This is a genomic window from Sinomonas cyclohexanicum, assembly GCF_020886775.1.
GTDB classification, from domain to species: domain Bacteria; phylum Actinomycetota; class Actinomycetes; order Actinomycetales; family Micrococcaceae; genus Sinomonas; species Sinomonas cyclohexanicum.
In genome coordinates, this window is the sequence record NZ_AP024525.1 from 2,982,955 (window position 1) to 3,005,652 (window position 22,698).

16 protein-coding genes and 1 pseudogene are annotated in these 22,698 nt (G+C 70.4%); 6 read left to right on the top strand and 11 right to left on the bottom strand.

Features of this window, described 5'->3' with window-relative positions; genetic code table 11:
• Positions 1-30: 30 nt before the first annotated feature.
• The gene (locus SCMU_RS14175) at positions 31-225 is read left to right on the top strand and encodes a hypothetical protein (protein ID WP_229229769.1); all 195 of its coding nucleotides are present in this window, start codon (positions 31-33) and stop codon (positions 223-225) included.
• Here the strand turns inward: SCMU_RS14175 and treZ are convergent.
• From treZ to glgX (SCMU_RS14195), 3 genes and pseudogenes are all read right to left on the bottom strand, one after another.
• Positions 215-2,083 (bottom strand): malto-oligosyltrehalose trehalohydrolase, encoded by a 1,869-nt coding sequence (gene treZ, locus SCMU_RS14180; protein ID WP_229229770.1) that lies wholly within the window; start codon positions 2,081-2,083, stop codon positions 215-217. The genes SCMU_RS14175 and treZ overlap by 11 nt on opposite strands.
• Positions 2,080-4,495: pseudogene (gene treY / locus SCMU_RS21015) on the bottom strand (malto-oligosyltrehalose synthase). Before treY ends, treZ begins: the two are co-directional and overlap by 4 nt.
• A 22-nt stretch (positions 4,496-4,517) precedes the next feature.
• Positions 4,518-6,728: a glycogen debranching protein GlgX gene (gene glgX, locus SCMU_RS14195; protein WP_229229773.1), complete on the bottom strand. Its 2,211-nt coding sequence runs from the start codon at positions 6,726-6,728 to the stop codon at positions 4,518-4,520.
• 180 nt (positions 6,729-6,908) lie between these two features.
• On the opposite strand from glgX (SCMU_RS14195), the gene SCMU_RS14200 reads away from it, so the two are divergent.
• The gene (locus SCMU_RS14200; protein ID WP_229229774.1) at positions 6,909-7,790 is read left to right on the top strand and encodes a serine/threonine-protein kinase; all 882 of its coding nucleotides are present in this window, start codon (positions 6,909-6,911) and stop codon (positions 7,788-7,790) included.
• Between the two features lie 16 nt (positions 7,791-7,806).
• On the opposite strand, the gene glgX (SCMU_RS14205) is transcribed toward SCMU_RS14200, so the two are convergent.
• A complete protein-coding gene (gene glgX, locus SCMU_RS14205) occupies positions 7,807-9,954 on the bottom strand; it encodes a glycogen debranching protein GlgX (protein WP_229229775.1) in 2,148 nt (715 codons plus the stop codon).
• Positions 9,955-10,072: 118 nt separating this feature from the next.
• On the opposite strand from glgX (SCMU_RS14205), the gene SCMU_RS14210 reads away from it, so the two are divergent.
• Both SCMU_RS14210 and SCMU_RS14215 read left to right on the top strand, forming a co-directional pair.
• Positions 10,073-10,765, top strand: coding sequence for a hypothetical protein (locus SCMU_RS14210; RefSeq protein WP_229229776.1), 693 nt, complete (start codon positions 10,073-10,075; stop codon positions 10,763-10,765).
• 126 nt (positions 10,766-10,891) lie between these two features.
• Positions 10,892-11,254, top strand: coding sequence for a hypothetical protein (locus SCMU_RS14215; protein WP_229229777.1), 363 nt, complete (start codon positions 10,892-10,894; stop codon positions 11,252-11,254).
• A 78-nt stretch (positions 11,255-11,332) separates the two neighbouring features.
• Here the strand turns inward: SCMU_RS14215 and SCMU_RS14220 are convergent, their stop codons facing one another.
• The 7 genes from SCMU_RS14220 to SCMU_RS14250 all read right to left on the bottom strand — a co-directional run bounded on the left by SCMU_RS14220 (position 11,333) and on the right by SCMU_RS14250 (position 20,305).
• Positions 11,333-12,055 carry a CGNR zinc finger domain-containing protein gene (locus SCMU_RS14220; protein ID WP_229229778.1) on the bottom strand — a complete coding sequence of 241 codons (723 nt, stop codon included), beginning with the start codon at positions 12,053-12,055 and terminating at the stop codon, positions 11,333-11,335.
• 16 nt (positions 12,056-12,071) lie between these two features.
• Positions 12,072-12,749 carry a class F sortase gene (locus tag SCMU_RS14225; RefSeq protein WP_229229779.1) on the bottom strand — a complete coding sequence of 226 codons (678 nt, stop codon included), beginning with the start codon at positions 12,747-12,749 and terminating at the stop codon, positions 12,072-12,074.
• A gap of 155 nt (positions 12,750-12,904) precedes the next feature.
• Entirely contained in the window at positions 12,905-14,392 is a 1,488-nt protein-coding gene (locus SCMU_RS14230) for a hypothetical protein (RefSeq protein ID WP_229229780.1), read from the bottom strand.
• Positions 14,393-14,657: 265 nt separating this feature from the next.
• Positions 14,658-15,440 carry a TetR/AcrR family transcriptional regulator gene (locus tag SCMU_RS14235; RefSeq protein WP_229229781.1) on the bottom strand — a complete coding sequence of 261 codons (783 nt, stop codon included), beginning with the start codon at positions 15,438-15,440 and terminating at the stop codon, positions 14,658-14,660.
• 167 nt (positions 15,441-15,607) lie between these two features.
• Complete coding sequence (locus tag SCMU_RS14240; protein WP_229229782.1) at positions 15,608-17,431, bottom strand: FG-GAP-like repeat-containing protein; 1,824 nt, start codon at positions 17,429-17,431, stop codon at positions 15,608-15,610.
• Positions 17,432-17,910: 479 nt separating this feature from the next.
• A complete protein-coding gene (locus SCMU_RS14245) occupies positions 17,911-18,429 on the bottom strand; it encodes a hypothetical protein (RefSeq protein WP_229229783.1) in 519 nt (172 codons plus the stop codon).
• Between the two features lie 91 nt (positions 18,430-18,520).
• A complete protein-coding gene (locus tag SCMU_RS14250) occupies positions 18,521-20,305 on the bottom strand; it encodes a DUF4012 domain-containing protein (protein ID WP_229229784.1) in 1,785 nt (594 codons plus the stop codon).
• A 154-nt stretch (positions 20,306-20,459) separates the two neighbouring features.
• On the opposite strand from SCMU_RS14250, the gene SCMU_RS14255 reads away from it, so the two are divergent.
• Entirely contained in the window at positions 20,460-21,296 is an 837-nt protein-coding gene (locus tag SCMU_RS14255; RefSeq protein WP_229229785.1) for a glycosyltransferase family 2 protein, read from the top strand.
• Positions 21,297-21,332: 36 nt separating this feature from the next.
• Positions 21,333-22,691 (top strand): hypothetical protein, encoded by a 1,359-nt coding sequence (locus SCMU_RS14260; protein WP_229229786.1) that lies wholly within the window; start codon positions 21,333-21,335, stop codon positions 22,689-22,691.
• Positions 22,692-22,698: the final 7 nt, after the last annotated feature.

Sequence of the window (22,698 nt, forward strand, 5' to 3'; positions counted from 1 at the left end):
TGCCCTCACCTCGGGAAAGGAGACCCACCAATGGCACGAATCACGATCGATGGAATCCTGTACGACGTCGCCGACCTGGAGGCGGAGGCGCTCGCCCAGCAGATCGCGGGGGCGCTCTCCGGAGGAGAGACCTGCACGCTGGCGGCCAGCCGCTTCGGCGGCCCCAGACCGGTCGAGGGCCGGCTGGTGATCGCGCCGGGCCAGTCGTTCTTCATCACCGGCTAGGAGCGGGCCGGCTCCCTCCGTCGGGGCGCCCGGACGCGAGCACGACGCCGGCCAGTCCCGGCACGCGCACGGCCGCGCCGGTCGAGGTGCGCACCACCGTGCATTCGGGGTCCGTGGCCACCACGACCCGGCCCCCGAACCCCTCGGGCAGCGGGACCTCGGCCGGCCCCGGCCCGAGGCCGACGCACACAATCACCCCGGGCCGCCGCCACGAGATCCACCGGCCGCCCGGCTCCCCGGCCTCCTGGCCGCCGGTCTCCCCGGTGCGCACCTCGGTCTCGTCGAGCCGCCCGGACCACAGGCCCGGCAGCTCGGCGCGCACCTCTATGAGGCGCCGGTACAGCGCGAGGAGGCGGGCGCCGTCGTGCGTCCGGGCCTCCGACCAGTCGAGGACCGACCGCTCGCGGGTCGCCGGGTCCTGCGGGTCCGGCACGAGGGCAGGGTCCCAGCCCATGCGGGCGAACTCGGCGGTGCGCCCCTCGGCGGTGGCGGCGGCGAGCTCCGGCTCGGGGTGGGAGCTGAAGAACTGCCACGGGGTCGTGGCCCCGTACTCCTCGCCCATGAACAGCATCGGCGTGAACGGGCCTGCGAGGGTCAGGACCGCCGCCACAGCGAGGCCGTCCCAGCCCAGTACGGCGCTGGGACGGTCCCCGGCGGCCCGGTTGCCGACCTGGTCGTGGTTCTGACTCGAGACGACGAGCTGCGCGGGCCTCACCCGGCCCGGATCGAGTGGGCGGCCATGGGCGCGCCCGCGGAAGCTCGAGTACGTGCCGTCGTGGTAGAACCCGCCGCGGAGCACCTTCGCGAGGGCGCCCGGGTCGGCGAAGTCGGCGTAGTAGCCGGCGGTCTCCCCCGTGAGGGTCACGTGGATCGCGTGGTGGACGTCGTCGTTCCACTGCGCCGCGAGCCCGTACCCACCGGCCTGACGGCCGCTGACGATCCGCGGGTCGTTGAGGTCCGACTCCGCGACCAGTACCTTCCGCCGTCCCGTCGCGGCCTCGACGTCCTCGGCGACGAGCTGGAGCTCCTCGAGGAGCGTGACGGCGCGACGGTCCACGAACGCGTGCACGGCGTCGAGGCGGAGGCCGTCCACCCTGTAGTCCTCGAGCCACATGCGGGCGTTGTCGAGGATGTGGGCGCGGACCTCGTCGGAGCCGGGCCCGTCGAGGTTGACCGCCTCGCCCCAGCCGGTCGCCGCACCGGCGAGGAGGTAGGGGCCGAACCGCGGCGCGTAGTTGCCGCTGGGCCCGAAGTGGTTGTACACGACATCCTGGATGACCGCGATCCCCGCCGCGTGGGCGGCGTCCACGAACCGCTGGTACGCGTCCGGGCCGCCGTAAACCTCGTGGACGGCGTACCAGAGGACGCCGTCATAGCCCCAGTTGTGCGGGCCGTTGAAGGCGTTCACCGGCAGGAGCTCGACGAAGCCGACGCCCAGGTCGGCGAGGTACGGAAGTCGCTCCGCGGCGGCGTCGAGCGTGCCCTCGCCGGTGAACGTGCCCACGTGGAGCTCGTAGATGACCGAGCCGGCCAGATCCCGGCCCGTCCAGGTCTGGTCCGCCCACGCGTGGGCGCGGGGGTCGAAGCCGGCGGAGGGCGCGTGGACACCGTCGGGCTGGCGGCGCGAGCGCGGGTCGGGGAAGGGGCCGTCGCCGTCGAGGAGGTAGCCGTACCTCTCTCCCGCCGCGAGGGCCTCGGCGACGCGAGCCGACTCGGACGACGGCGGCCCCCACCACCCGCCTCCGGCCTCCTCGAGCGGCACCCGCTCCGGGTCGGGGCCTGCGCCGAGCACGAGCTCGACCCGGGAGGGGATGGGAGCCCACACGCTTCCGGCAGCGTTGCGGTCGGGGCCAGTCACTGCGCCTCCTCCGGGACGAGGAGCGCGACCGGCAGCGTGCCGAGCACCTCCGCGACCGGCACCTCTCCCGCCTCGAACGCGACGCCGGTGAACGCGTCCCGGCCGGGCCGGGCGAGCCGCACCGTGGTGGCGCCCCACCCGCCGGCGCGTTCCAGGCCCACGGGCAGGCGTGTCCCGAGGACGGCCACCCCGCGCTCACCCCGCCGGAATCCGATGAGGTGCTCGGCGCTGGGCCCGTCCGCCTCGATGGGCGCGTAGCCGGTGAACAGCTCGGGCCGGTCCCGGCGCAGCCGCAGCGTGCGGGAGACGACGAGCAGCTTCGCATCCTCGGCGAGCGGCCCGAGCACGGGGGCGCCGGCGTCGAGCGCGGCGAGGGCCTCGGCGCGGGCGGCGAAGTCCACGTCGCGGCGGTTGTCCGGGTCGCACAGGGAGCGGTCCCACAGCTCGGTGCCCTGGTACACGTCCGGGACGCCGGGCATGGCCAGCTGCAGGAGCTTCGCCGTCAGGGCGTTGGACGCGCCGTGCGGAGCGATCCGGTCCGCGAACTCCGAGATGATCGGGAATGCCTCGCTGTCGGGGTCCGTGGCATCGTCGACCAGCCTGTGAACCGCGGCCTCGAACTCCTCGTCCGGGGCGGTCCACAGCGTGTGCACCCCGGCCTCGCGGGCGGCCTTCTCGGCGTACCGGGCCAGGCGCTCCCGATCCGCGCCCCACGCGCCGAGGACCGCCTGCCACAGCAGGTTGGCCAGGGGCCCGTCGGGCAGCGGCGATGCCTCGAGCAGTCTCGGCAGCGCCTCGGCCCACTCCTCCGCGAGCTCGGAGAGGACGGTGATGCGGGCGCGGGTGTCCTCGCTGCGCTTGGTGTCGTGCGTGGTGAGCGTGGTCATCGAGTGGGGGAGCCTGCGCTCCCTCTCCGCGTTCGACTCGTGGAACTCCCCCGGCGACACTGCGAACACGGTCGGGTCGCCGCCGACCTCCGTCAGTGTCCCGAGGCGCGAGTACCGGTAGAACGCCGTGTCCTCGACGGCCTTGGCCATGATCATGCCCGTGGTCTGCTGGAACCGTCGGCACAGTTCCTCGCGCGGGTCGCCGAGGCGCGGCGCGAGCGCCTCGATCGCCTCCGCGAGGTCCGGACGCGCGACGGCGGCGTCCCGGCACGCGCGGGCCAGCACCGCGGCGTCGTGCTCCTCCCCGCCGCCACCCTCGCGTTGAGGGGTCACATCCCCGCCTTGAGGGGTCACATCCCCGGGACCCGTGGTCAGGTACGTGCGGTACACCGGGAAGTGCGCGGCGATCTCGGCGAGGGCGTCGGCGAGGGTGTCGATGCCGAGGGGCTTCGACTCCGCTTCGCTGCGCTCAACCGCCGCGGCGGACCGCGGCCAGCCGCGCCAGGCGGAGGATCTCGGCGCGGAGCAGCCCGTCGGCCATCCAGCGTTTGGTCTCGTGGACCATGGCCCCGTAGTCGGCGGGCTCGCCGCGCACCACCGTGTCCAACGCAGTGAGCGGCTCCTCGCCGGCGGGGTCCACGAGGACCCGGTCCAGGAGGGCGAGCGCGTCGTATCCGGTGGTGCCCTCGCACTCGAAGTGCTCGGGCAGGGCCTCGCCGGGCTCGAGGATCTTCTCCACGAGCGTGTACGCGCCCCCCGAGAGGTCGCGCAGCCGCTCGAGGTACTGGGCGGGGTCGAGGAGCCCGTCCGGGTGGTCGATCCGCAGCCCGTCCACGAGCCCCTCCTCGACCCACCGTCGCACCTCGGCGTGGCTCTGCGCGAACACCCACGGCACCTCGACCCGCACGCCGGCGAGGCTGTTGACCGCGAAGAAGCGCCGGTAGTTCAGGCGGGTGTCCGCGTCGCGCCACGGGATGAGCCGGTAGTGCTGGCGGTCGTGGACCTCCTGCGCGGTGTCCCCCACACGCCAGGACCCGGCGGCCAGGGGGTACGAGTTCTCGTAGTAGCACAGGCGTGTCCCTTCCACGCGCAGCTGTGCTACGTCCTCGGCGGAGCCGAGCACGGGGATGAGCACCTTGCCGTCCCCAGCGTCCCAGTCCACGTCGAACGCCTCCGCGTACCGGGAGTGCCGCCCCTCGCGCAGGAGCGACCACCACCAGGGGTTCTCCTCGGGCACCGCGACGCCGAGGTGGTTGGGCACGATGTCCACGAGGACGCCCATGCCCGCCCCGTGGGCCGCGGCTGCGAGGGCAGCGAGCCCCTCGCGGCCGCCGCGTTCCCGGTCCACCCGGGACGGGCCGGAGACGTCATACCCGTGCTCGGAGGAGCCCACCGACTCCAGCAGGGGCGAGAGGTAGAGCCAGTCCACGCCCAGGGAGGACAGGTACGGAACGAGCCCCGCCGCGTCGTCGAGCGTGAACTCGGGGCGGATCTGGAGGCGGTAGGTCGATGCGGGGGTCTTCACAGGGCTCCTTCGGGGGCCGGGGCTACATCCCAGCGGCGCTGGACGACGGCTGGTTGGTGGTGCTGGAACTGGCCTGGGCGGCGAGGGACGCGGCCACGGAGTGGTCTACCTCCTCCTGCGCGGGCTCGTGGGCACGCAGCACGGCCATGCTCTTGGCGGGCACCGTCAGGGTGGCCTCGGCCTGGATCTCGGCATCCCCCGCGGCCTGTCCGGAGGTGGCCAGCAGCACGTCCCAGCCCGGCGCGTACTCCTGGCCGGGGAGGCGGAAGTCCACGTCGGAGTCGTCGGCGTTGAAGTACATGAGGAAATGGGCGTCCGTGATGGGGCGACCGTAGAAGTCGTGGTTGCGGATGCCGTGGCCATTGAGGAACACGCCCACGCTGCGGCCCAGGGGCACGTCCCAGTCCTCGGGGACCATGGGCTCGCCGCCGGCCCCGAGCCACTCGATGTCCGGCAGCGGCTGCCCCTCGCCGCGCCGTACCGGGCGCCCGTCGAAGAAGCGGCTGCGGCGGAACGTGGGGTGCTCGGCGCGCAGTCGCATCACGGCCGCGGTGAACTCGATGAGCGGCTTGTCCGCGCTCTTCCAGTCGATCCAGGTGATCTCGTTGTCCTGGCAGTAGCCGTTGTTGTTCCCGCCCTGGGTGCGGCCGAGCTCGTCGCCGTGGGCGATCATCGGCACGCCCTGGGAGAGCAGGAGGGTGGCGAGGAAATTGCGCTGCTGGCGGGCGCGGAGCTCGAGCACCGCCGGCTCGTCGGTGGGGCCCTCCACCCCGCAGTTCCAGGAGCGGTTGTGGCTCTCGCCGTCGTTGTTGTCCTCGCCGTTGGCTTCGTTGTGCTTCTCGTTGTAGGAGACGAGGTCTCGCAGCGTGAAGCCGTCATGGGCGGTGACGAAGTTGATGGACGCCACGGGGCGGCGGCCGTTGTGCTGGTAGAGGTCTGCGGAGCCGGTCAGGCGCGAGGCGAACTCCCCCAGGGTGGAGGGCTCGCCGCGCCAGAAGTCCCGCACGGTGTCGCGGTACTTGCCGTTCCACTCGGTCCACTGCGGGGGGAAGTTGCCCACCTGGTAGCCGCCGGGGCCCACGTCCCACGGCTCGGCGATGAGCTTGACCTGGGAGACCACCGGGTCCTGCTGGATGAGTTCGAAGAAGCTTGAGAGCTTGTCCACGTCGTAGAACTCGCGGGCCAGGGTCGCGGCGAGGTCGAACCGGAACCCGTCCACATGCATCTCGGTCACCCAGTACCGCAGCGAGTCCATGATGAGCTGCAGGGAGTGCGGATGGCGGACGTTGAGGGAGTTCCCCGTGCCCGTGTAGTCCATGTAGTACTGCTGGTCGTCCTCGACGAGCCGGTAGTAGGCGCCATTGTCGATGCCCTTCATGGACAGGGTGGGGCCTAGGTGGTTGCCCTCGGCGGTGTGGTTGTAGACCACGTCGAGGATCACCTCGATGCCCGCACGGTGCAGCGTGCGGACCATGGCCTTGAACTCCTGGACCTGCTGGCCCGTGTCGCCGCTCGAGGAATAGCCGGCGTGCGGCGCGAAGAACCCGATCGTGTTGTAGCCCCAGTAGTTGTGCAGGTCCTTCTCCTGCAGGGTGCTGTCGTCCACGAACTGGTGGACCGGCATGAGCTCGATCGCGGTCACCCCGAGCTTGGTGAGGTGGTTCACGACGGCGGGGTGGGCCACGCCCGCGTACGTTCCGCGGAGCTCCTCGGGCACCTCGGGATGACGCTCGGTGATGCCCTTGACGTGTGCCTCGTAGACCACCGTCCGGTGGTAAGGGACCTTGAGCTGGGAGTCGCCCTGCCAGTCGAAGAAGGGGCTCGTGACCACGCCGAGCATCATGTGCGGGGCAGAGTCCTCGTCGTTGCGGCTGTCCGGGTCCCCGAACGTGTAGGAGAACAGGGGCTGCGCCCAGTCGGGCTGGCCCATGACCGCCTTGGCGTACGGGTCCAGGAGCAGCTTGTTGGGGTTGCACCGCTGGCCGGTCGCCGGGTCGTAGGCTCCGTGGACGCGGTAGCCGTACAGCTGGCCGGGCTGGATGTTGGGCAGGTAGCAGTGCCAGACGAACCCGTCCACCTCGGTCATGGGGACGCGCTCCTCGGTGCGGTCCGCGTCGAACAGGCACAGCTCCACCGAATCGGCGGCCTCGCTGAAGATCGCGAAATTGGTGCCCTTGCCGTCAAACGTGGCGCCGAGGGGGTAGGCCGTTCCCGGCCAGATGTCCTTCTCCATGCGTCAGCTCCTTGCTGTGCGGCCTGCGTCGAGGCCATGTGGGGGAATCCTAGCGAGTGTATGCGACGGTTCTGCGCTGTTTAGATTCGCGCGGGCTGGGTACAGGCCCGTCCATCGGGCTCGATTGGCTGCCACTTCAGGCTTCCTCCTGCCGTCCGTGTGCGCTGGAAGCGAGTTGGAGTGGCAGAGCTGGACTGCGATGCTGGCGGTATCCGAGAACTGGTGGGGGGCCGGTACCGGCTCACCGAGGTGATCGGCAGAGGTTCGACGGCGGTGGTGCACCGCGCGCTCGACGCGTTCCTTGATCGGGAGGTTGCGGTCAAGCTGATGCAGTCGGCGGCCATGGACGAGGCTGAGCTGCGGCGCAGCGACATCGAGGTGAAGCTGCTGGCGCAGCTGAACCATCCGGGGCTCGTGACGCTGCTCGACGCCGGAACAGAGCGGACTGCGAGCGGCGCGCCCCGGGTGTTCCTTGTCATGGAGCTGATCTCCGGTGCGGACCTGCGGGAGCGGCTCAAGAGGGGCGCGCTGAGCCCGTCCGACGTGGCGGAGATCGGTCAGGACCTGTGCGAGGCCCTCGGTCACATCCACGGCCGGGGCGTGGTCCATCGTGACATCAAGCCCGCGAACGTCCTCCTCCTGGACGCGCCGGGCGAGGGCCGGCGGACCCACGCGAAACTCACGGACTTCGGCATCGCCTGGATCCCCGACTCGGAACTCACCCTCGAGGATGCTGTATCCGGAACGCCCGCGTACCTGAGCCCCGAGCAGGTCCGGGGCGAGCCGGTAGGCCCGGCCAGTGATGTCTACTCGCTCGGGCTGGTGCTCCTCGAGTGCCTCACGGGTGAGCTGGCCTTCCCCGGGCCACCGCTGGAGAGCGCCATGAGGAGGCTCACCCAGTCCCCGCCCATCGCGGAACGGGTCGATCCGCTGTGGCGCGAGCTCCTGGCCGGGATGACCGCCATGGACGCGGAGGCCCGGCCCCTCGCCGAGGAGGCCGCGGCGGCCCTCTACCGGATGGCGGCGCTTGTCGCTCTGGCGCAATCGGCCGAGCCCGCCTGAGACCCGGGCTGCTCCGCTATGCCTCCCGTGTGGCCTCGAGCCGGGTGGCCTCGAGGACCACGGCGCTGCGCGCGGGCACGGTGAACACCTCGCGGGCGGCCGTGCCCTCCCCCACGAGGTGGCTCGCGCACGTGGTGATCACGGTGGTCCACTTCTCGGGGAAGTGCCCGTCGGGGATGTGGTAGTCCACGTCGTTCTCCGCGGCGTTGAGGATCACGAGGAAGTCGGAGTCCCCGGCGGCGCCGCCGCGGCCGATGGTAGGAACGGCGTTGCCATTGAGGAAGAAGGCGATGGACTTGGCCCAGCCCTCGTCCCAGTCGGCGTCGCCCATCTGGGCGCCGTCGGCGTCGAGCCACGCGATGTCCGGCAGCGGGTCGCCCTCGGCGGGGTCCACGGGGCACCCGTCGAAGAAGCTGCGGCGACGGAACACGGGGTGCTCGGCGCGCAGCCGGAGCAGGCGGGTCGTGAAATCGGTGAGTTCGGAATCGGCCGCCCCCCAGTCGATCCAGGTGATCTCGTTGTCCTGGCAGTAGCCGTTGTTGTTCCCGCGCTGGGTGCGGCCGAGCTCGTCGCCGTGGGAGATCATCGGCACGCCCTGGGAGAGCACGAGCGTCAGGAGCAGGTTCCGCTGCTGGCGGGCACGCAGCTCGAGCACGCCCGGATCGTCAGTGGGACCCTCGACGCCGCAGTTCCACGAGCGGTTGTCGTCGGCGCCGTCGCGGTTCTCCTCGCCGTTGGCCTCGTTGTGCTTCTCGTTGTAGGAGACGAGGTCGCGCAGCGTGAAGCCGTCGTGGGCGGTGACGAAGTTGATCGACGCGCTCGGGCGGCGGCCCTCCTCCTCGTACAGGTCCGCGGAGCCGGCCACGCGCATCGCGAGCTCGCGCAGCTTCCCGGGCTCGCCGCGCCAGAAGTCCCGGACGCAGTCGCGGAACTTGCCGTTCCACTCCGTCCACTGGGGCGGGAAGTTGCCCACCTGGTAGCCGTCCGGGCCTACGTCCCACGGCTCGGCGATGAGCTTGATGCGGCTCAGGACAGGGTCCGCGGCGACGAGCTCGAAGAACGGCGAGACCATGTCCACCGTGCCCGCCTCGCGCGCAAGGGTCGCCGCGAGGTCGAACCGGAACCCGTCCACATGCATCTCGGTGACCCAGTACCGGAGAGAGTCGAGGACGAGCTCGAGCGCGAGCGGGTGCCCCACGTTCAGCGAGTTCCCGGTGCCGGTGTAGTCCATGTAGTGGAACTCGTCCCCGGGGACGAGGTGGTAGTAGGCGGCGTTGTCGATCCCGCGGTAGCTCAGCTGCGGGCCCAAGTGGTTGCCCTCGGCCGTGTGGTTGTAGACGACGTCGAGGATCACCTCGATCCCCGCGCGGTGGTACGCCTTGACGAGCTCCTTGAACTCGTAGATCTGCTGCCCGTGGTCCCCCGAGGAGGAGTAGAAAGAGTGCGGCGCGAAGAACCCGATCGTGTTGTAGCCCCAGTAGTTGGCCAGTCCCTTGTCCAGGAGCGTCGAGTCGTTGATGAACTGGTGGATCGGCATGAGCTCGATCGCCGTCACGCCCAGCTCGGCGAGGTGGCGCACGACGGCGGGATGCGCGGCCCCCGCGTACGTCCCGCGGATCTCCTCGGGCACCTCGGGGTGGAGCTGGGTCAGCCCCTTGAGGTGCGTCTCGTAGATGATGGTCTCGTTGTAGGGCGTGCGGGGCGGGGTGTCCCCCTCCCAGTCGTACTCGCCGTGGTCCACCACGACGGAGAGCATGCTGTGGCCGAGCGAGTCGGAGGTGTCCATCCTGGCCGGGTCGCCGAACACGTAGGCATGCATCTCCTGGCCCCACTCGTTGCGGCCGGAGACGGCGAGCGCGTGCGGGTCCTGGAGGAGCTTCGACGGGTTGAAGCGGAGCCCGTGCTCGGGGTCCCACGGCCCGTGCACGCGGTAGCCGTAGTGCTGGCCGGCGCGGATGCCCTCCACGGACACCTCCCAACGGGCCGCCTGGCCCTCGGCGGCGTCCCCGGTCCTGACCATCTCCACACAGCGCTGGGCGCTCGTCTCGTGGTCCACGAGGCACACCTCGACGCGCTCGGCCACGGGTGCCGTGGCGAGCGCGAAGTCGGTCCCGGTGTCCGTCTGCCTGGCCCCCCAGAAGGCGGCCTGCGTGGTCGAGTCCATGGGGCGACACTAGCCGACGCCTCGGACATTCGTGCGAACTTCTTCACGCGGCCTTGGCCGCTCCGACGGTGCCGCCTACCCTCGATAAGTGGAGGTCCTCGCGAGAGGGGAGGCTCCCATGGACCTGAAGTTCACCGAGGTGGAAGCGCCCCCACCTCCCAGAACGTGGATGTGGCTCGGGAGTGCGTGCGTGGCGACGCTGCTGCTCGTGCTGTTCCTCGTCTCGCCCGCCGCGGCCGCCGTGGCGGGACTCGTCCTGCTCGCGGCCATTCCGCTCGCCGTGATCGCCGGAACGAAGCGCACGACGGCGCCGCTCGCCGTCGTGGGCGTCCTCGCCCTCGTGGCACTGGGCTCTTCGGCCGTCTCGCTCGCCGTCACGATGCGTTCCCCCGAGACCGTCTCCGCTCCGGGGGCCGCTCCGGTACCGCCGGCCAGCGGGCCGAGCCCTTCGCCCGACGTCGCGCGTCCCACCCCGACGCCGTCGCAGGGGCCGGCGAGGCCGCTTCCAGCGCCCGCCGAGATCGCCGCCGCACCCTCGACGCCCGAACCCACGGTCGAGCCGGCGCCGGCGCCCGTCCAGGCTCCCGCGCCGGCCGCCGAGGTTCCCGCGGCCCCCGCGCCCGCGCCGGTCGAGGCGCCCGCGCCCGCACCTGCCCCCGAGGATCAGGCCCCGGCGCCGGGCCCCGCGCAGATTCTCCAGGACCGGGCATCCAGCGGTGGCTGGGGCCAGCTCCCGGACAGCTCGAGGGCGCAGCTGTGCGCCGCCGCGGCCAGCACGGGCCTGAAGATGCCCCCGGGCCAGTGCAAGTGAAGGGCCAGTGCGATGAAAGGCCGGTGCAGGTGATCCGTCATACTCGGACCAGTTGGGCGGTGCCCTCGGCACCCTGAAGGCGAGCGCCTACTCTGGGACCGGGATCCAGGGGACAGGAGGCCCGGGATGACGTATCGGCTCTTGGCACTCGGCGACAAGGTGACGTTCCACGACACCGGCCGGCAGCCCTTCAATGTCCGCGCGGTCTCGCCGGACGGACGGACCGTGATCCTCTCCCGGCCCGTGGATCGGGGGATGTCCGCGGAGTACACGATGATCGACTGGGAGCACGGCATGCGCGGCTCCGACGGCACCCGCGGGGTAGGGATCCGGATCGCGTCGCAGGCCCACCACCGGCTCCAGCGCTTCTTCACGAACCACGCTCGGGTGCTCCCCCAGGCCGACGACGGTCCGCCCGCGACCCAGTCGGTCCTCGCGTTCGGCGACTGGACGCCGGTGGTCATCGCGACCGTCAACGGCCACCCGTAAGGCCGCGGGAGGCGCCCCTTGCCGCCGAGCGGTCACGCATTAGACCCGGTCTGACGCGTGACCGTTCCGGGATGGCCCTCATTCCCGGAGGGCCCCGTCTCCCCTGCGCCGCCCGCGGACACGGGCAGCACACCTTCGGGTGCAGTACAGGCCGCGGCCATCGCGGCTTCGGTCCAGGAACAGGGTCCGGCATTCGAGGTCCGTGCATCGTCGGATCCTCAGCCGCTGGCGGGGCGCGGCGATTGACATCGCGGCCGGGACGAGGACGGCGGCGAGCCGGGACACGACATCGTTCCGCGCCCACAGGACCCGCGGCCGACCCTCGGCGTCCACGGCGGGCGAGAGGTCGTAGTCCCTGCCGGCCGCGTTGAGAAGCTCGGCGCTCCGGGCATCGTCTGGCTCGGTGAGTGCTGTCAGCAGCCGGTCGCGGAGCAGCGCCACGGGCCGCACGTCAGTGTCATCGGGGTCGGGGCACACGGCGTCCCATGGCGTCTGGGTGGCCGGCCCACCCGGCGATCCCGTGGCCGGGCGATCAGTCTGGTGGACCCCCGCGGATGGCGAGGGCGCCGCGGGAGGCGCGTCACCGTCGTCGTGCGCTCCCCCGCCGTAGAGCTTGGCCCGCAGCCCGTCGAGGTAGGCGTCGAGGTCGAAGGGTGCCTCGAGCGGAATCCCGGCGGCCTCTGCGACGCGCCGGATCTGGTAGCCGTGATAGAGGCCGTCCGGGAGGCCCGGGACCCGCGACTCGAACAGCAGGAAGAGGGAGCGGACGGGAGCGCGAGGGCCGGCTTCGGTGGGGATCACTATGGGAGACGCCTTCCTACGCCGGGACCCCGGTGACCACGAGGTTCTTCCCGTGCGGGTCCTCCGGATAGCAGGTCACGAGGACCACCGCACCGGGCTGGACGGCCCAGATAGGGGCGTCGCGGAGCGTGTCCTTCGTGTAAGTTGCCACCGCGGTGACTCGGTACGCCACCGGGCCGGCGGCCGTGCCGACGGTGAACTGCTGCCCTACCGCGGCGTGGTCGGCGATCCGGTCGAACGGCGCATCCAACCCGATCCATGAATGCCCGGCGATGTACGTGGTATCCGTGGAGCCCGGCCCGGGGCGGCCGTAGTTCGCGAGCCAGTAGGCGTCCTGCGTGAGGGGCGGCTCGAGCGAGCGGGCGGCGAGCTCCGCCTCCGTCGGCACGAGCGCCTCCACGGGCATGTCCACCCCCGCGGCAGGGAAGGTGAGGTGGAGCGGCGGGGTGCCGCCCGGCGTCGGGCTCGCGGCGGACGAGGGAGCGCCCGCCCCGGGCGCGCCCGTCACCTCGGGCGCGGGTTGGGTCGGCGCAGTGGCGGGCGCGGATTCGACTGCCGCGGGCGGTGCGGGGGGCGTCGGCGCCGGGGCCGACGCCGGGGCGCTGCAGGCGAAGAGGAGGCCCGAGACGGCGAAGAGGAGCGCGGCGAGCAGGGTGAGTGCCCGCGATCGCCGTCCCTGAGTCCGATGCCTCATCCGGTTCCGCTCCTCTCCCGACGTTCCCGATGCTCGCTTGAGATCGCAGGTGTTCCTCGAGATCGCATGTGTTCACGGAGCGATCACGCGTCAAACCGCATCTGACGCGTGATCGCTCCGGAACTGGCCTTGTTGGCGCTCCGTGCTAGCCGGTGCTACCCGGCGTTGCGGCGGCGCAGGAACAGGACCACACCCGCGGCAAGGGCGGCCAGGCCCGCGCCGGCGGCGAGCCACGGCGTCGCCGGGTGCTCGACTGCGGTCTGCAGGTTCAGGCCGCGGTCTGCCGTGGCGGCATCTTGGCTGCCGCCTGTCGTGGTGGCGCCGTTGCCGGTCGCTGCATAGTCGATGTCTGCGGCGCTGTCGGCATTGTTGCCACCATGGGCGCCGTCGTGACCGTCGCCCACCACGTCGCCGCCATGCCAGTCACCGTTGTGGCCGTCGCCGTCGTGCCCGGTGTTGTGGCCGTCACCGTTGTGGCCGGGATCCGTGCCGGGGTCGGTGCCCGGGTCCTCGCCGCCGCCGTTGCCCGGGTCCGTCTCCGGGGTGCCGACGGTAAACGTGAGCTCTTGGGATCCGCTCTCGTGGCTGAGCACGTACACGGTGTGCGCGCCGCTCGCCGCGTCCTGCGGGACGGTGCCATTGAACGCGAACGTCCCGTCCGCTGCGACCTCGACCGTGCCGAGGATCGCGGCGGCCTCGCCGAATGAGACCGTGATGCTAGAGCCCGGCAGGTAGCCCGTGCCGTTCACCGTGAACGCGGAGCCAGCGGGACCGGACTGCGGCGTCAGGCTCGGCATCGGCGCAGGCTTGACCGAGGCGGCCGTGACCGTGAAAGGCAGCGTGATGGTCTCCTCGCCCAGGACGAGGACGCTGTGGGCGCCCGCCGCGGAGCCCGACGGGACGGTCAGGGCCACGGAGAAGTTGCCCGCAGCGTCGGTCGCGGCGGTGCCGAGCGTCGCGACCGGTTCGTCCCAACTCAGGCCCACCGTCGCGCTGGCCGGGAAGCCCTTGCCCGTGACCGTGAACGTGGCGCCGGCCTCACCGGTCTGGGGCGAGAGGCTCGCCTCCGGCGCCGACGGCTGCGGGTCGACGCTCCCGCCGCCGCACGCCGCAGGGAGAGGACCGTTGTCCGGGATGGTCGCCGGCGAGCCGGTCGGGGTGTTGTAGGCGGCGCCCCAAACATCAACGGATTGGCCAGAGACCGCGGTGCGCAGAGCCGTCACAGGTGTACCCGCAGGCTGGCACGAATACGGAATGTCGATCCGGGTGAAGGTAGTCGTCTCCGTCATGAATCCGAGATAGTCGGACACTTCCTGGTGATCGAATACACCGCTGGCCGTGTCCGCCTGCCGCGTCTCCGAACCAATGGTCACGGCGAATCCCTGAGTGAACGTCTGCGTACTCGGTTGATTCGCGACTCCGGGGAGCGGCTCGAAGTGCAACCCAGTCTCTGCAACGATCGAGACCACGCCCGAACCGGCCGTACCGCCGGGCGCGACCGTCATGGTTCCGGGCGGAACCGCGGCGGCCGCGGCCTGCGCCGGCACTGCGGCCCCCATCAGGGCGCTGCCTGCGAGCGCCGTCCCCAAGGCCGCGGAGGCGAGTACGCGCCACGGCCCCTTCTTGAATTCAGCATTCATCATGCTGGTCCCCCTGTGCGATTCTGCGCCGCCCCAGCTGGGCGGCGCCCCCAAGTCGCGGCGACGCACGGGGAAACTGGGCGACCGGTCAAGCACGCCCAGCAATCGACAACGATGACCCGCCCCCAACCGCGAGGCAGCTCAACGGCTCATCGTCCCCCAAATGAATCGACCGCCGGGCGGCCCGACCGGCCACCCACGGCCGACTTTAGGCAGACATGGGACTCCAAGTCCAGAGTCTTGAGAAATGCTACGGGCCCCGACCCTCCTACGTCGTCTCGGCCATGCCGTCCACAATGGCGAGGAACGCGATCGCACCCAGCGTCCATGCGACCGGTTCGCCGCCGATCCCAGGCCTCATGAGCGTGTGGCCTGCGAGCTCGGGGAGCATCCGCCGCCGTTCCGCGAGGCCTTGCACCAGTGCCGACCCCGCTGCGGCGACGTCCGTGGTGGTGAGCCCCTCCTTGGGCCGCAGATGGACCGCGGGCATGATCGCCTCGTAGAGCCCGGCGAGGTGCGCGACGTACGTGGACTCCGCGTCGGCCAGCGCAGCCTCGACACGGCTCCGCTGCGGCTCGGGGATCGTCGGCAGTGCAGCCCCGAGCGCAGCGTGGAATCGGAACGTCTGCGAGCCGAAGACGCGGTCCGAGTACAGCTCGATTCCCACACGGACAACCTCCTCGAGGACGGCGCGCCGTCCCTCCGGTGTGGCCAAGAGGTGCTGGTGCCGCTGGACCAGGGCCATGATCTGCGCGTCGGCCTCGAGATCGTAGCCGCTGGAGAATGCGGACTCCGGCCGAATGAGCTCGAGCAGCAGGTCGCTGAAGAAGTTGGCTTTGGAGCCCCAGATGCGGAACACCGAACTGCGGGGCACGTCGGCCTCGCGGATCAGCTCCTCCATGCTCAGGTGCTCGAGGCTCACGGTCAGGCCGGTGGCGCGCAACATGCGCACGGCCGCGGACAGGAGACGCTCGCGCGTCTCGGCGGCCGGCAGTCTCCGGCCCGGCGAATGTTCCCCCCAGTGTGTCGCCGAACCCCGTGGGGTGGGCATGCATCCTCCCGGTGCGTAGCGGTGGTGCGGAGAGTACAGCGCAGCGGCGCTGGCCTGGCCCCCATGCCAGGACGACGGCGCGTGAACGTGCCGAGCAGTGCACCGATACTAGCGCACGACGGCGGCCGGTCGCCGAGAGCGCACCGGTGCCCGACCGGCGTCGTGGGTCAGAACACCGCCGTGAACCCGCCCCAGCCCCAGCCGACCGTCGAGGCGCCCTTCCAGTCGCCCACCGCACCGTAGAACCTGCCCTTGAGCCCGGCGTTCCCCCAGTACATCGTGAGCCGACCGGCGCCGTCCACGGCGAAGAGGTCCGCGTCGCCGTCGCCGTTGAAGTCGCCTGGCCCGCCCACGTAGGCGAGGCCGCGCCAGTCGGTACCGATCGGCGCCCCCGCGTTCGCGCCGAAGCCGCCCTGCCCGTTGGTCGGGAAGAGGCGCAGGATCGCGTACTTGTCGATGCCCACCACGTCGGTGGCGAGGTCTCCGTTGAAGTCGCCGGTCGAGGTGAGGCCGCTGTAGTCCCACCAGCCCCAGCCGATCACGGACGGGGCCAGCCAGCCGCCGCGACCGTCGCCGGGGTAGAGCCACATCTGGGCGCTCGCGTCGCGGGCCACCAGATCATTGGTCCCGTCGCCGTTCACGTCGCCTGCGGCGACAAGATTGAGGAACCCGCCCCAGCCCTGGCCGATCTGCCGGCCGCCCTTCCAGCCGCCGGCGCCGTCGCCGGAGTAGAGGAAGAGCCGGCCGGAGCCGTCGCGCGCGATCACGTCGGTGGCGCCGTCGCCGTCGAAGTCGCCGGGGGCCACGAGCGCATCGAAGCCGCCCCAGCCCCAGCCGATGGCCCGGGCGGGCTTCCAGCCGCCGCGGCCGTCGCCGGGGTAGAGCATGAGGGTGCCGTCGGCGGTGCGGGCGAAGACATCGGCGGTGCCGTCGGCGTCGAAGCCGCGCGTGCGGGGCGCCGCCGTGATGCGGACGGCCCGAGTCGAGACCGTCGTGGCGGACGCGCCGCCGTCGTACGAGACGGTGAGGTCCACGCTCAGGGTGCGGTAGGCGTCGTCGGCGCTCACCGCGTACAGGGCCTGGTCGGCGCCGGGGATGGGGGCGCCGTCGCGCTTCCACGTGTACGCGTAGGAGGGGACGCCTCCCGCGGGGTCGACCCACACGGGCGCTTCGGACTGGAACTCTGGATGCAGGACGCCGCCCACCGCGGGCAGCCCGGCCATGACGATTGGAGCCACGTGCACTGTCCTGGCCACCGGGCCGTACGGCGCGGAGGTGAACGTGGCCGGCCGGTAGTTCGGCGCCGTGCCGGCGAGCGTGACCGTCATCGTGGCGCCGCCGTCCGCCGGGAAGGCCGGGCGGTACTCGGCGCCCGTTGCGCCGGGGACGGCCTGGCCGTCCCGGTACCACTGATACGCGAAGGTGGTGCCGGTGGGGATGGGCCCCGGGGTCCGCACCGTCAGCCGTAGCCCGGATTGGGTGTCCGCGACGATCGTGGGCGTCTGCTGGACGAAGTCGCGCAGGACGACGCTCGGGTTCTCGACCTCGAGGTCGCCCATGCTCAGGGGGACGCTCCCCGCCGGCTCGGCGCCTCGGGAGTACCACGACGACCCGTTGCCGACGGTCCCGTAGACCTGCACTTCGACGAGGCGGTGCGTGCCGGTCAGTGCGGTGCTCGGCGCGTAGACCACGGCCTGCGGGCCAGCGGTCGTCTGGCCCCACACGGCGCTGAGGCTGTCGCGCCCGAGCTCGTCCTGGTACTTGAAGTAGACCGACTCGAGCGGCACGGATCCGCTGAAGGAGATGTAGGCGGGCTGCCCCGGGACCACGGCGGTGCTCGGCGGGGTGATGCCGGTGAGGACGGCGCCGTCGGCCGCCGAGGCCGGGCTGGCGGGCGCGAGCAGCATCGCGGCGAGGAGTGCGGAGAGCACGACGGCGGCGAATCGCCTCGGGCGTGCGGACGCGCCAGAGCGCGGGAAGAGCCAGTGCAAGGATGGTCCCCGTAGGTGAGCGCCAGGGCGGTGCGAAGGCCCGGCGGAAACTGAGTGATGGGAAGACTCTATCCGTTCACCACGCCCTCATGAACGCCCGGCGTATCCGCGCAATGACGAGCCGGCGTAGGTGTCGGCGGTCAGCACTCCACTGCGCAACACTTGGATGATCGGGCCGCACGGCCAAAGTTGGCCGCATCCGGCACAGCGATCGCTGGTGCCGCGGGGGTCCGGACAGTGGATGTGCACGAGCGGCGCCCACGTGTCGATGTCTATTCTCTGGCGCAGCGACCCTAATTCTCTATTTCGCTGAAGGTCTGCAAGGATCTCCTCGTACGTCGCCGTAGCCGTTGTCGGCCTTTTCCATTCGAGCCTGCCGATGTCGATTTCCCCCACCTTTTTCTTTCATGGTTGCCGCTGGCTTCCCGTGCAGCCCAAAGGTGGCCCGGATACGTGCGGGCCACCTTTGGTTGGGTTTGTTATGCCTTGGCGTTCTGACGGCGCAGGTAGGCGAGCGTTCCCACAATCGCTGCGCCGAGGATGAGGGCGCCGCCGCCGGCCCAGATCATGAACATCGGCAGGGTCGCGCCCGTCTCCGCGAGCGCGGTGCTCCCCGAGCCCACCCCCGCGGCGGCCGGGAGCGTGGCGATCGATGCGGTGCCGATGTTCCCGGAGGACAGCCCGGTGGCGGTGAGCGTGTAGGTGCCGTTCGCATCGGCCGGAAGCGTGACGGTGACCGAGAGCGCCCCCGTTGCGGATGCCTGCTTGGTGAGGCTGACCGTGGCAGCGGCGCGGACTGCCGCGAGCGTCACGGTCGTGTTGCCGGTGACGGAGATGGACACCTGCTCATTGGGTTCGAAGGATGTGGCCGCGAAGTCGACCGTGACGGTGCCGCCCGGCGTCGCGTCCCCGGAGACCGTGATGTTGGTGCTCGGAACGTAGCCCGCGGCCTGGGCCGCCGGAGCGGTCCCGACGAGCGCGGCAAGGATGATGGTCATGACACCAAGAGCCTTTTTGAGCATTGAGATTCCCCATTTCTAATAACAGAACAAATGTTATATACAGATGTTGTCGATCACTATACGGACTTTAGCGTACAAGATTTTCACAGGAAAGCGGAGTGTTGGAGATGACGGGAGCGTTAATGGTCGGCGTCGAGATGAGGTCCGGATCGGTGTCAGTCCCGGGGGCTCCCACGAATTGGAACCGGAGCGTCGAGCTCTGGCCGGGACCGAGCAGGCTGTCCGCCTGCGCTACGGGGTAGCCCGAATCCATGTCCCGGTGGACGTCCAGGTGCTCGGTACCCCGCCAGGCGCCGACGAAGACGCCGGACGGGGGCGCGTAGACGTTCACCTGGGTCTTCACGCTGCCGGGGCTCACCCCGAAGTTGCCGGCTCCCGTCACATAGCGCGGCAGCGAGGTCGCGGCGTCGGGCGGGGCCGTGTTCGTGAGCGTCACAGCGACTTCCCATGTGGGGCGCCCATCGTCTCGGCACATGGCCCCGCCCACCGTGTAGGACTCCCGGAGGTAGTAGCCCATCTTGCCACCGGTCGCGTCGTTGAGGTACACGGCGAACACGCCGCGGCCCGGTGTCTGGTCCGGGAACCATCCGTCCATCCCCGCCGCCTTGATGGCGTCCTGCTCCTTGGCCTGGGGGCTCCATGCCAGCAGGCGGCGCTCACGGGCTGCCTGTCCGAGCGCCTCGACCATGGCCCGCGGCTGGAAGACGCCGCTCGACAACTTGGAGAAGACGGCAGCTGCGGCGGAAGCGAAGTAGTCGTCCTTGGCGGTACCGGAGTACTCGGCGTAGGAGTCGCTCAAGAGCACTTGCACCGCGTTGTCCGAGGAGAGGCGCTCGCCCGACGCAAGCTCGACCGGACCCGTCGCCTTGAGCAGGTAGCTCAGGGCGACCGGGTCGATCGAGACGACACCGTCGACGTCTACTCCGTAGTGCTGCTTCCACATCTGGGCGGCGAGCCGCGCGCTGAGGGGGAACTGCGGGGCGAGGTTGACGTCCTGGAAGTACTGGCCGGTGATGGCGCCATAGAGGCCCTGCGTCTGCGCGGCGAGCGGGAGCACGGGTTCGGGGAACTTGGGGAAGTCCTTTGCGGCGGCCTGCCGGCCGAGCGTGAGCTTCCCCCGGCTGGCATGCAGCTCGGCGACGGCTCCCGGAATGCCTCCAGTGGCCCTCAGCTCGGCATTGTTCTGGAACAGCACGAGATAGGTGCGCGGCCCGGAGGCGCCGAGCATGTCCGGCAGGACGAGCCCCGCGGTGTCCACCGCCGAGAGCTGACCCGAGGCTGTTCCCAGCAGCGAGGCGAGCCGATCCATCGCGTCCCGGAGCTGGGGAACTGTGCCGCCCCCCGGCTCGAGGGCGGCCACCCGCCGTCGTGCGTCCTGGACGACGCCGGCCGCGCGCCCCACCGCGGGACGTGCGGCTTCGAGGGCCGCGAGGTCGAGCATCCCGGCCTCGGGCTTCAGACTCGCGGGCGTGAACGTCGCCGACGCTTCCGAGAGCGGCACCACGGCCTCGGTGGCGACGTCCGCCAGCACGTCCGCGAGGGTCGAGGCCGTCGAGAAGTTGACGCCGACCAGGGGCAGGAGGCTCGCCCCCTGCCACAGCGGATCGCTCATGTAGCCCCGTGCCGCCGTGGCGTGGGACGCGAGCTGCGATGCAGACGCGCGGGCGCCGGCCGCGTCGCCCTTCGCCATGCTCTCATGCACGGCCTTGGCATGCTGCTCGGATGCCGCGATCTCCTGCTGGGCGAGGTACGCACGCACCCCGACCCAAGCCGCGCACGCGAGGATGAGGAGCAGCAGGATGACGCTCCACACCACCGGCCGCCGGACACCCCGGCCCGCCATGCTCCCCATGCCGGCTCCCCTCTTCTCGATCGAACATGACCGGCGTGCAGAGCCGGATTGGCCCTCCATGCGACAGTCTGACAAGATGAGATTACATGATCGACATCTATATGACATATCTGGTCAAAAACCTGTCATTCGATGATGGATAAGAGGGGGCGAGATGAGGATCTCGGTTGTGATTCCGACCCTCGGTCGGAGAGACCATTTCGAGAAGGTGTTCAGGTCCATTGATGCCCAGGAGCACCGCCCAGTTCAGGTCATCGTGGTCAATCAGGGCGGTGAGGCCGAGAAGATCCGGCGGGCGGCGGAGCCGTACGCCGGACTCGACGTCGTCGTGATTTCAAGTGATCGCGGTGCCTCCAAGGCGCGCAACGCCGGTGTCGCCGCCGCAGCGGACGTCGACATCATCGGATTCCTCGACGACGACTGCCTCTATGCACCGTCTGCGCTGTCGGAGGCGGTCAAGGCATTCGAATTCCCGGACGTCGGGGCGACCTCGGGCAGGCTCATGGCCGTTCAGGAGCGAGTGCAGTTCGGCGAGAAGGCCCGGGACATCGACACGCGCACCGTGTGGACGCACACCATCGAAGCAACCACCTTCGTTCGGGCCTCGGTGCTCGCCGAGGTGGGGCCCTTCGACGAGTGCCTCGGCATAGGCTGCCCCACTCCATGGCAATCAGGCGAGGGGACAGACCTCCTCATCAGGATCATCAGGGCCGGCCATCGCGTCACATACAGCCCTTCGATTGTCGTGCACGAACTCCAAGAGCCCGTTGCCTCTGCCCAATGGATAACAAAAGTCCGCGCGTATGCGCGCGGAACAGGCAGGGTCTACCGACGGCACTACGGCCTCCTCTCCTGGGGCAGGGTCGTGGCTGCCCCCCTCGTCGCAGCCATCTATGCCGCCGGGAATGGGCGCCATGAGGAGGCCGCCCGGAAAGTCCAGGCGTCCATCGGACGGCTGGAAGGCCTCCTCGGACGACTGCTCTCTGCCTAGACAAGCTTCTCTACCAATCGTCTGGAGGACGTTCCCTTGGCACCACTCCTGCGCCGCCGCCAGCCGGCGCCGGCGACCCTGTCGCTCACGTGGCCCTGGTGGCTGCATCCCGGCTGGGCGCTGATCGGGCTCACTGGCACCCTCGCTGTCGTCTCGTGCCTGCTGCCGGACGAGGACTTTGCCCTCTGGAATACTCAGAAGTTCCTCGACGGGACAATGGCGCCTGTGCTTTTCGTCGGGATCTGCGCCATGCTGCTCGGAATCCTCCTCGCTGGCACACGGCTCCACCGAGGGGGCAGCCGGGAGGTCATCTTCTCTGCGCAGGCTATTCTCCTGCTCCGGCGATCCTATGCAGTCCTCTTCACCCTGACGCTGGTCGGCTATGCGATTTGGGCTGCCAGCGCGTTCCAGCATGGTGTACGGGCCGAGGATCTCACCGCTGTCCTCGACCGGCAGGCGGGAGCTCTGGGCGAGCTGAAGGGCAACAGCCGGCCGATTAGCGGCCTGACGACCCTGACGCAGCTCGGACCAGTCGCCGTCGCCATCGGGGCCATCATGAGGAGACTCGGCCAGGGTGGCCGCTCCTACTATCTGCTCTTCGCAGCTGCCGCCGTACGCACGGTGTTCTATGCCGAGCGACTGGCGCTCATGGAACTCGCCGTGCCCCTCGCCGTCATCACCGCCATCACCGTGGGTGGGGGCTCGCGGGCCAAGCAGCTCCTTGCCCGGCTCGCTCCCCTGTTCATCGGCCCGGCAGTGTGGGCCCTGTTCGCGATCTCGGAGTACACCCGGAGCTGGGTCTTCTACCAGAACACCACGAGCCTGCCGTTCCAGGAATGGGTGACCATGCGGCTTCTCGGGTACTACACCACTGCATTCAACAACAGCGCCCTCTTCGCTGCAGCCCACGAGGGAACGTATGCCCTCCCGTATTTCTCATTCCCGGTGGCCTGGAACATCCCGCTGGTCGACAGCGTGGTCCCGTACCCGGGCATCCATGGAACCGGGCCGGAGGAATGGTGGATGGCGGTCCTGCAGAACAACGCGTCCGTGGAGCTGAACAACGTGGGCTCCTTCCTTGTGACCTACGGCGAACTGGGGATTCTCGGCATGGTGCTGTTCTGGATGCTCGTAGGGATGGCGATGGGCCGGCTGCACCGCAGCATCGCGCTGGGCAGCGCCGTTTCGGTCATCGCCTACGCCTCGTTGTTCGTCGGGATCCTGGAGCTTCCGCGCTTCATCTACTGGACGCAGGGGAGGGCATTTCCCGTTCTGGCGTCGCTCCTCGTCCTCTGGCTCGTGTACCCGAAGAAACCAACAGACGCAGAGGGACCCGGGGTAGCCGAGCACCGGCACGGCCGTCTGGTCTCCGTACCCGCAGGCGGTAGCGAGTGAGGATCGA

Excerpts from the sequence above, each read along its gene's own strand:
- SCMU_RS14175 (WP_229229769.1), top strand. The coding sequence starts at position 31 with ATGGCACGAATCACGATCGATGGAATCCTGTACGACGTCGCCGACCTG.
- glgX (WP_229229773.1), bottom strand. The coding sequence starts at position 6,728 with ATGGAGAAGGACATCTGGCCGGGAACGGCCTACCCCCTCGGCGCCACG.
- glgX (WP_229229775.1), bottom strand. The coding sequence starts at position 9,954 with ATGGACTCGACCACGCAGGCCGCCTTCTGGGGGGCCAGGCAGACGGAC.
- SCMU_RS14210 (WP_229229776.1), top strand. The coding sequence starts at position 10,073 with ATGGACCTGAAGTTCACCGAGGTGGAAGCGCCCCCACCTCCCAGAACG.
- SCMU_RS14215 (WP_229229777.1), top strand. The coding sequence starts at position 10,892 with ATGACGTATCGGCTCTTGGCACTCGGCGACAAGGTGACGTTCCACGAC.
- SCMU_RS14225 (WP_229229779.1), bottom strand. The coding sequence starts at position 12,749 with ATGAGGCATCGGACTCAGGGACGGCGATCGCGGGCACTCACCCTGCTC.
- SCMU_RS14230 (WP_229229780.1), bottom strand. The coding sequence starts at position 14,392 with ATGATGAATGCTGAATTCAAGAAGGGGCCGTGGCGCGTACTCGCCTCC.
- SCMU_RS14235 (WP_229229781.1), bottom strand. The coding sequence starts at position 15,440 with ATGCCCACCCCACGGGGTTCGGCGACACACTGGGGGGAACATTCGCCG.
- SCMU_RS14245 (WP_229229783.1), bottom strand. The coding sequence starts at position 18,429 with ATGACCATCATCCTTGCCGCGCTCGTCGGGACCGCTCCGGCGGCCCAG.
- SCMU_RS14250 (WP_229229784.1), bottom strand. The coding sequence starts at position 20,305 with ATGGGGAGCATGGCGGGCCGGGGTGTCCGGCGGCCGGTGGTGTGGAGC.
- SCMU_RS14255 (WP_229229785.1), top strand. The coding sequence starts at position 20,460 with ATGAGGATCTCGGTTGTGATTCCGACCCTCGGTCGGAGAGACCATTTC.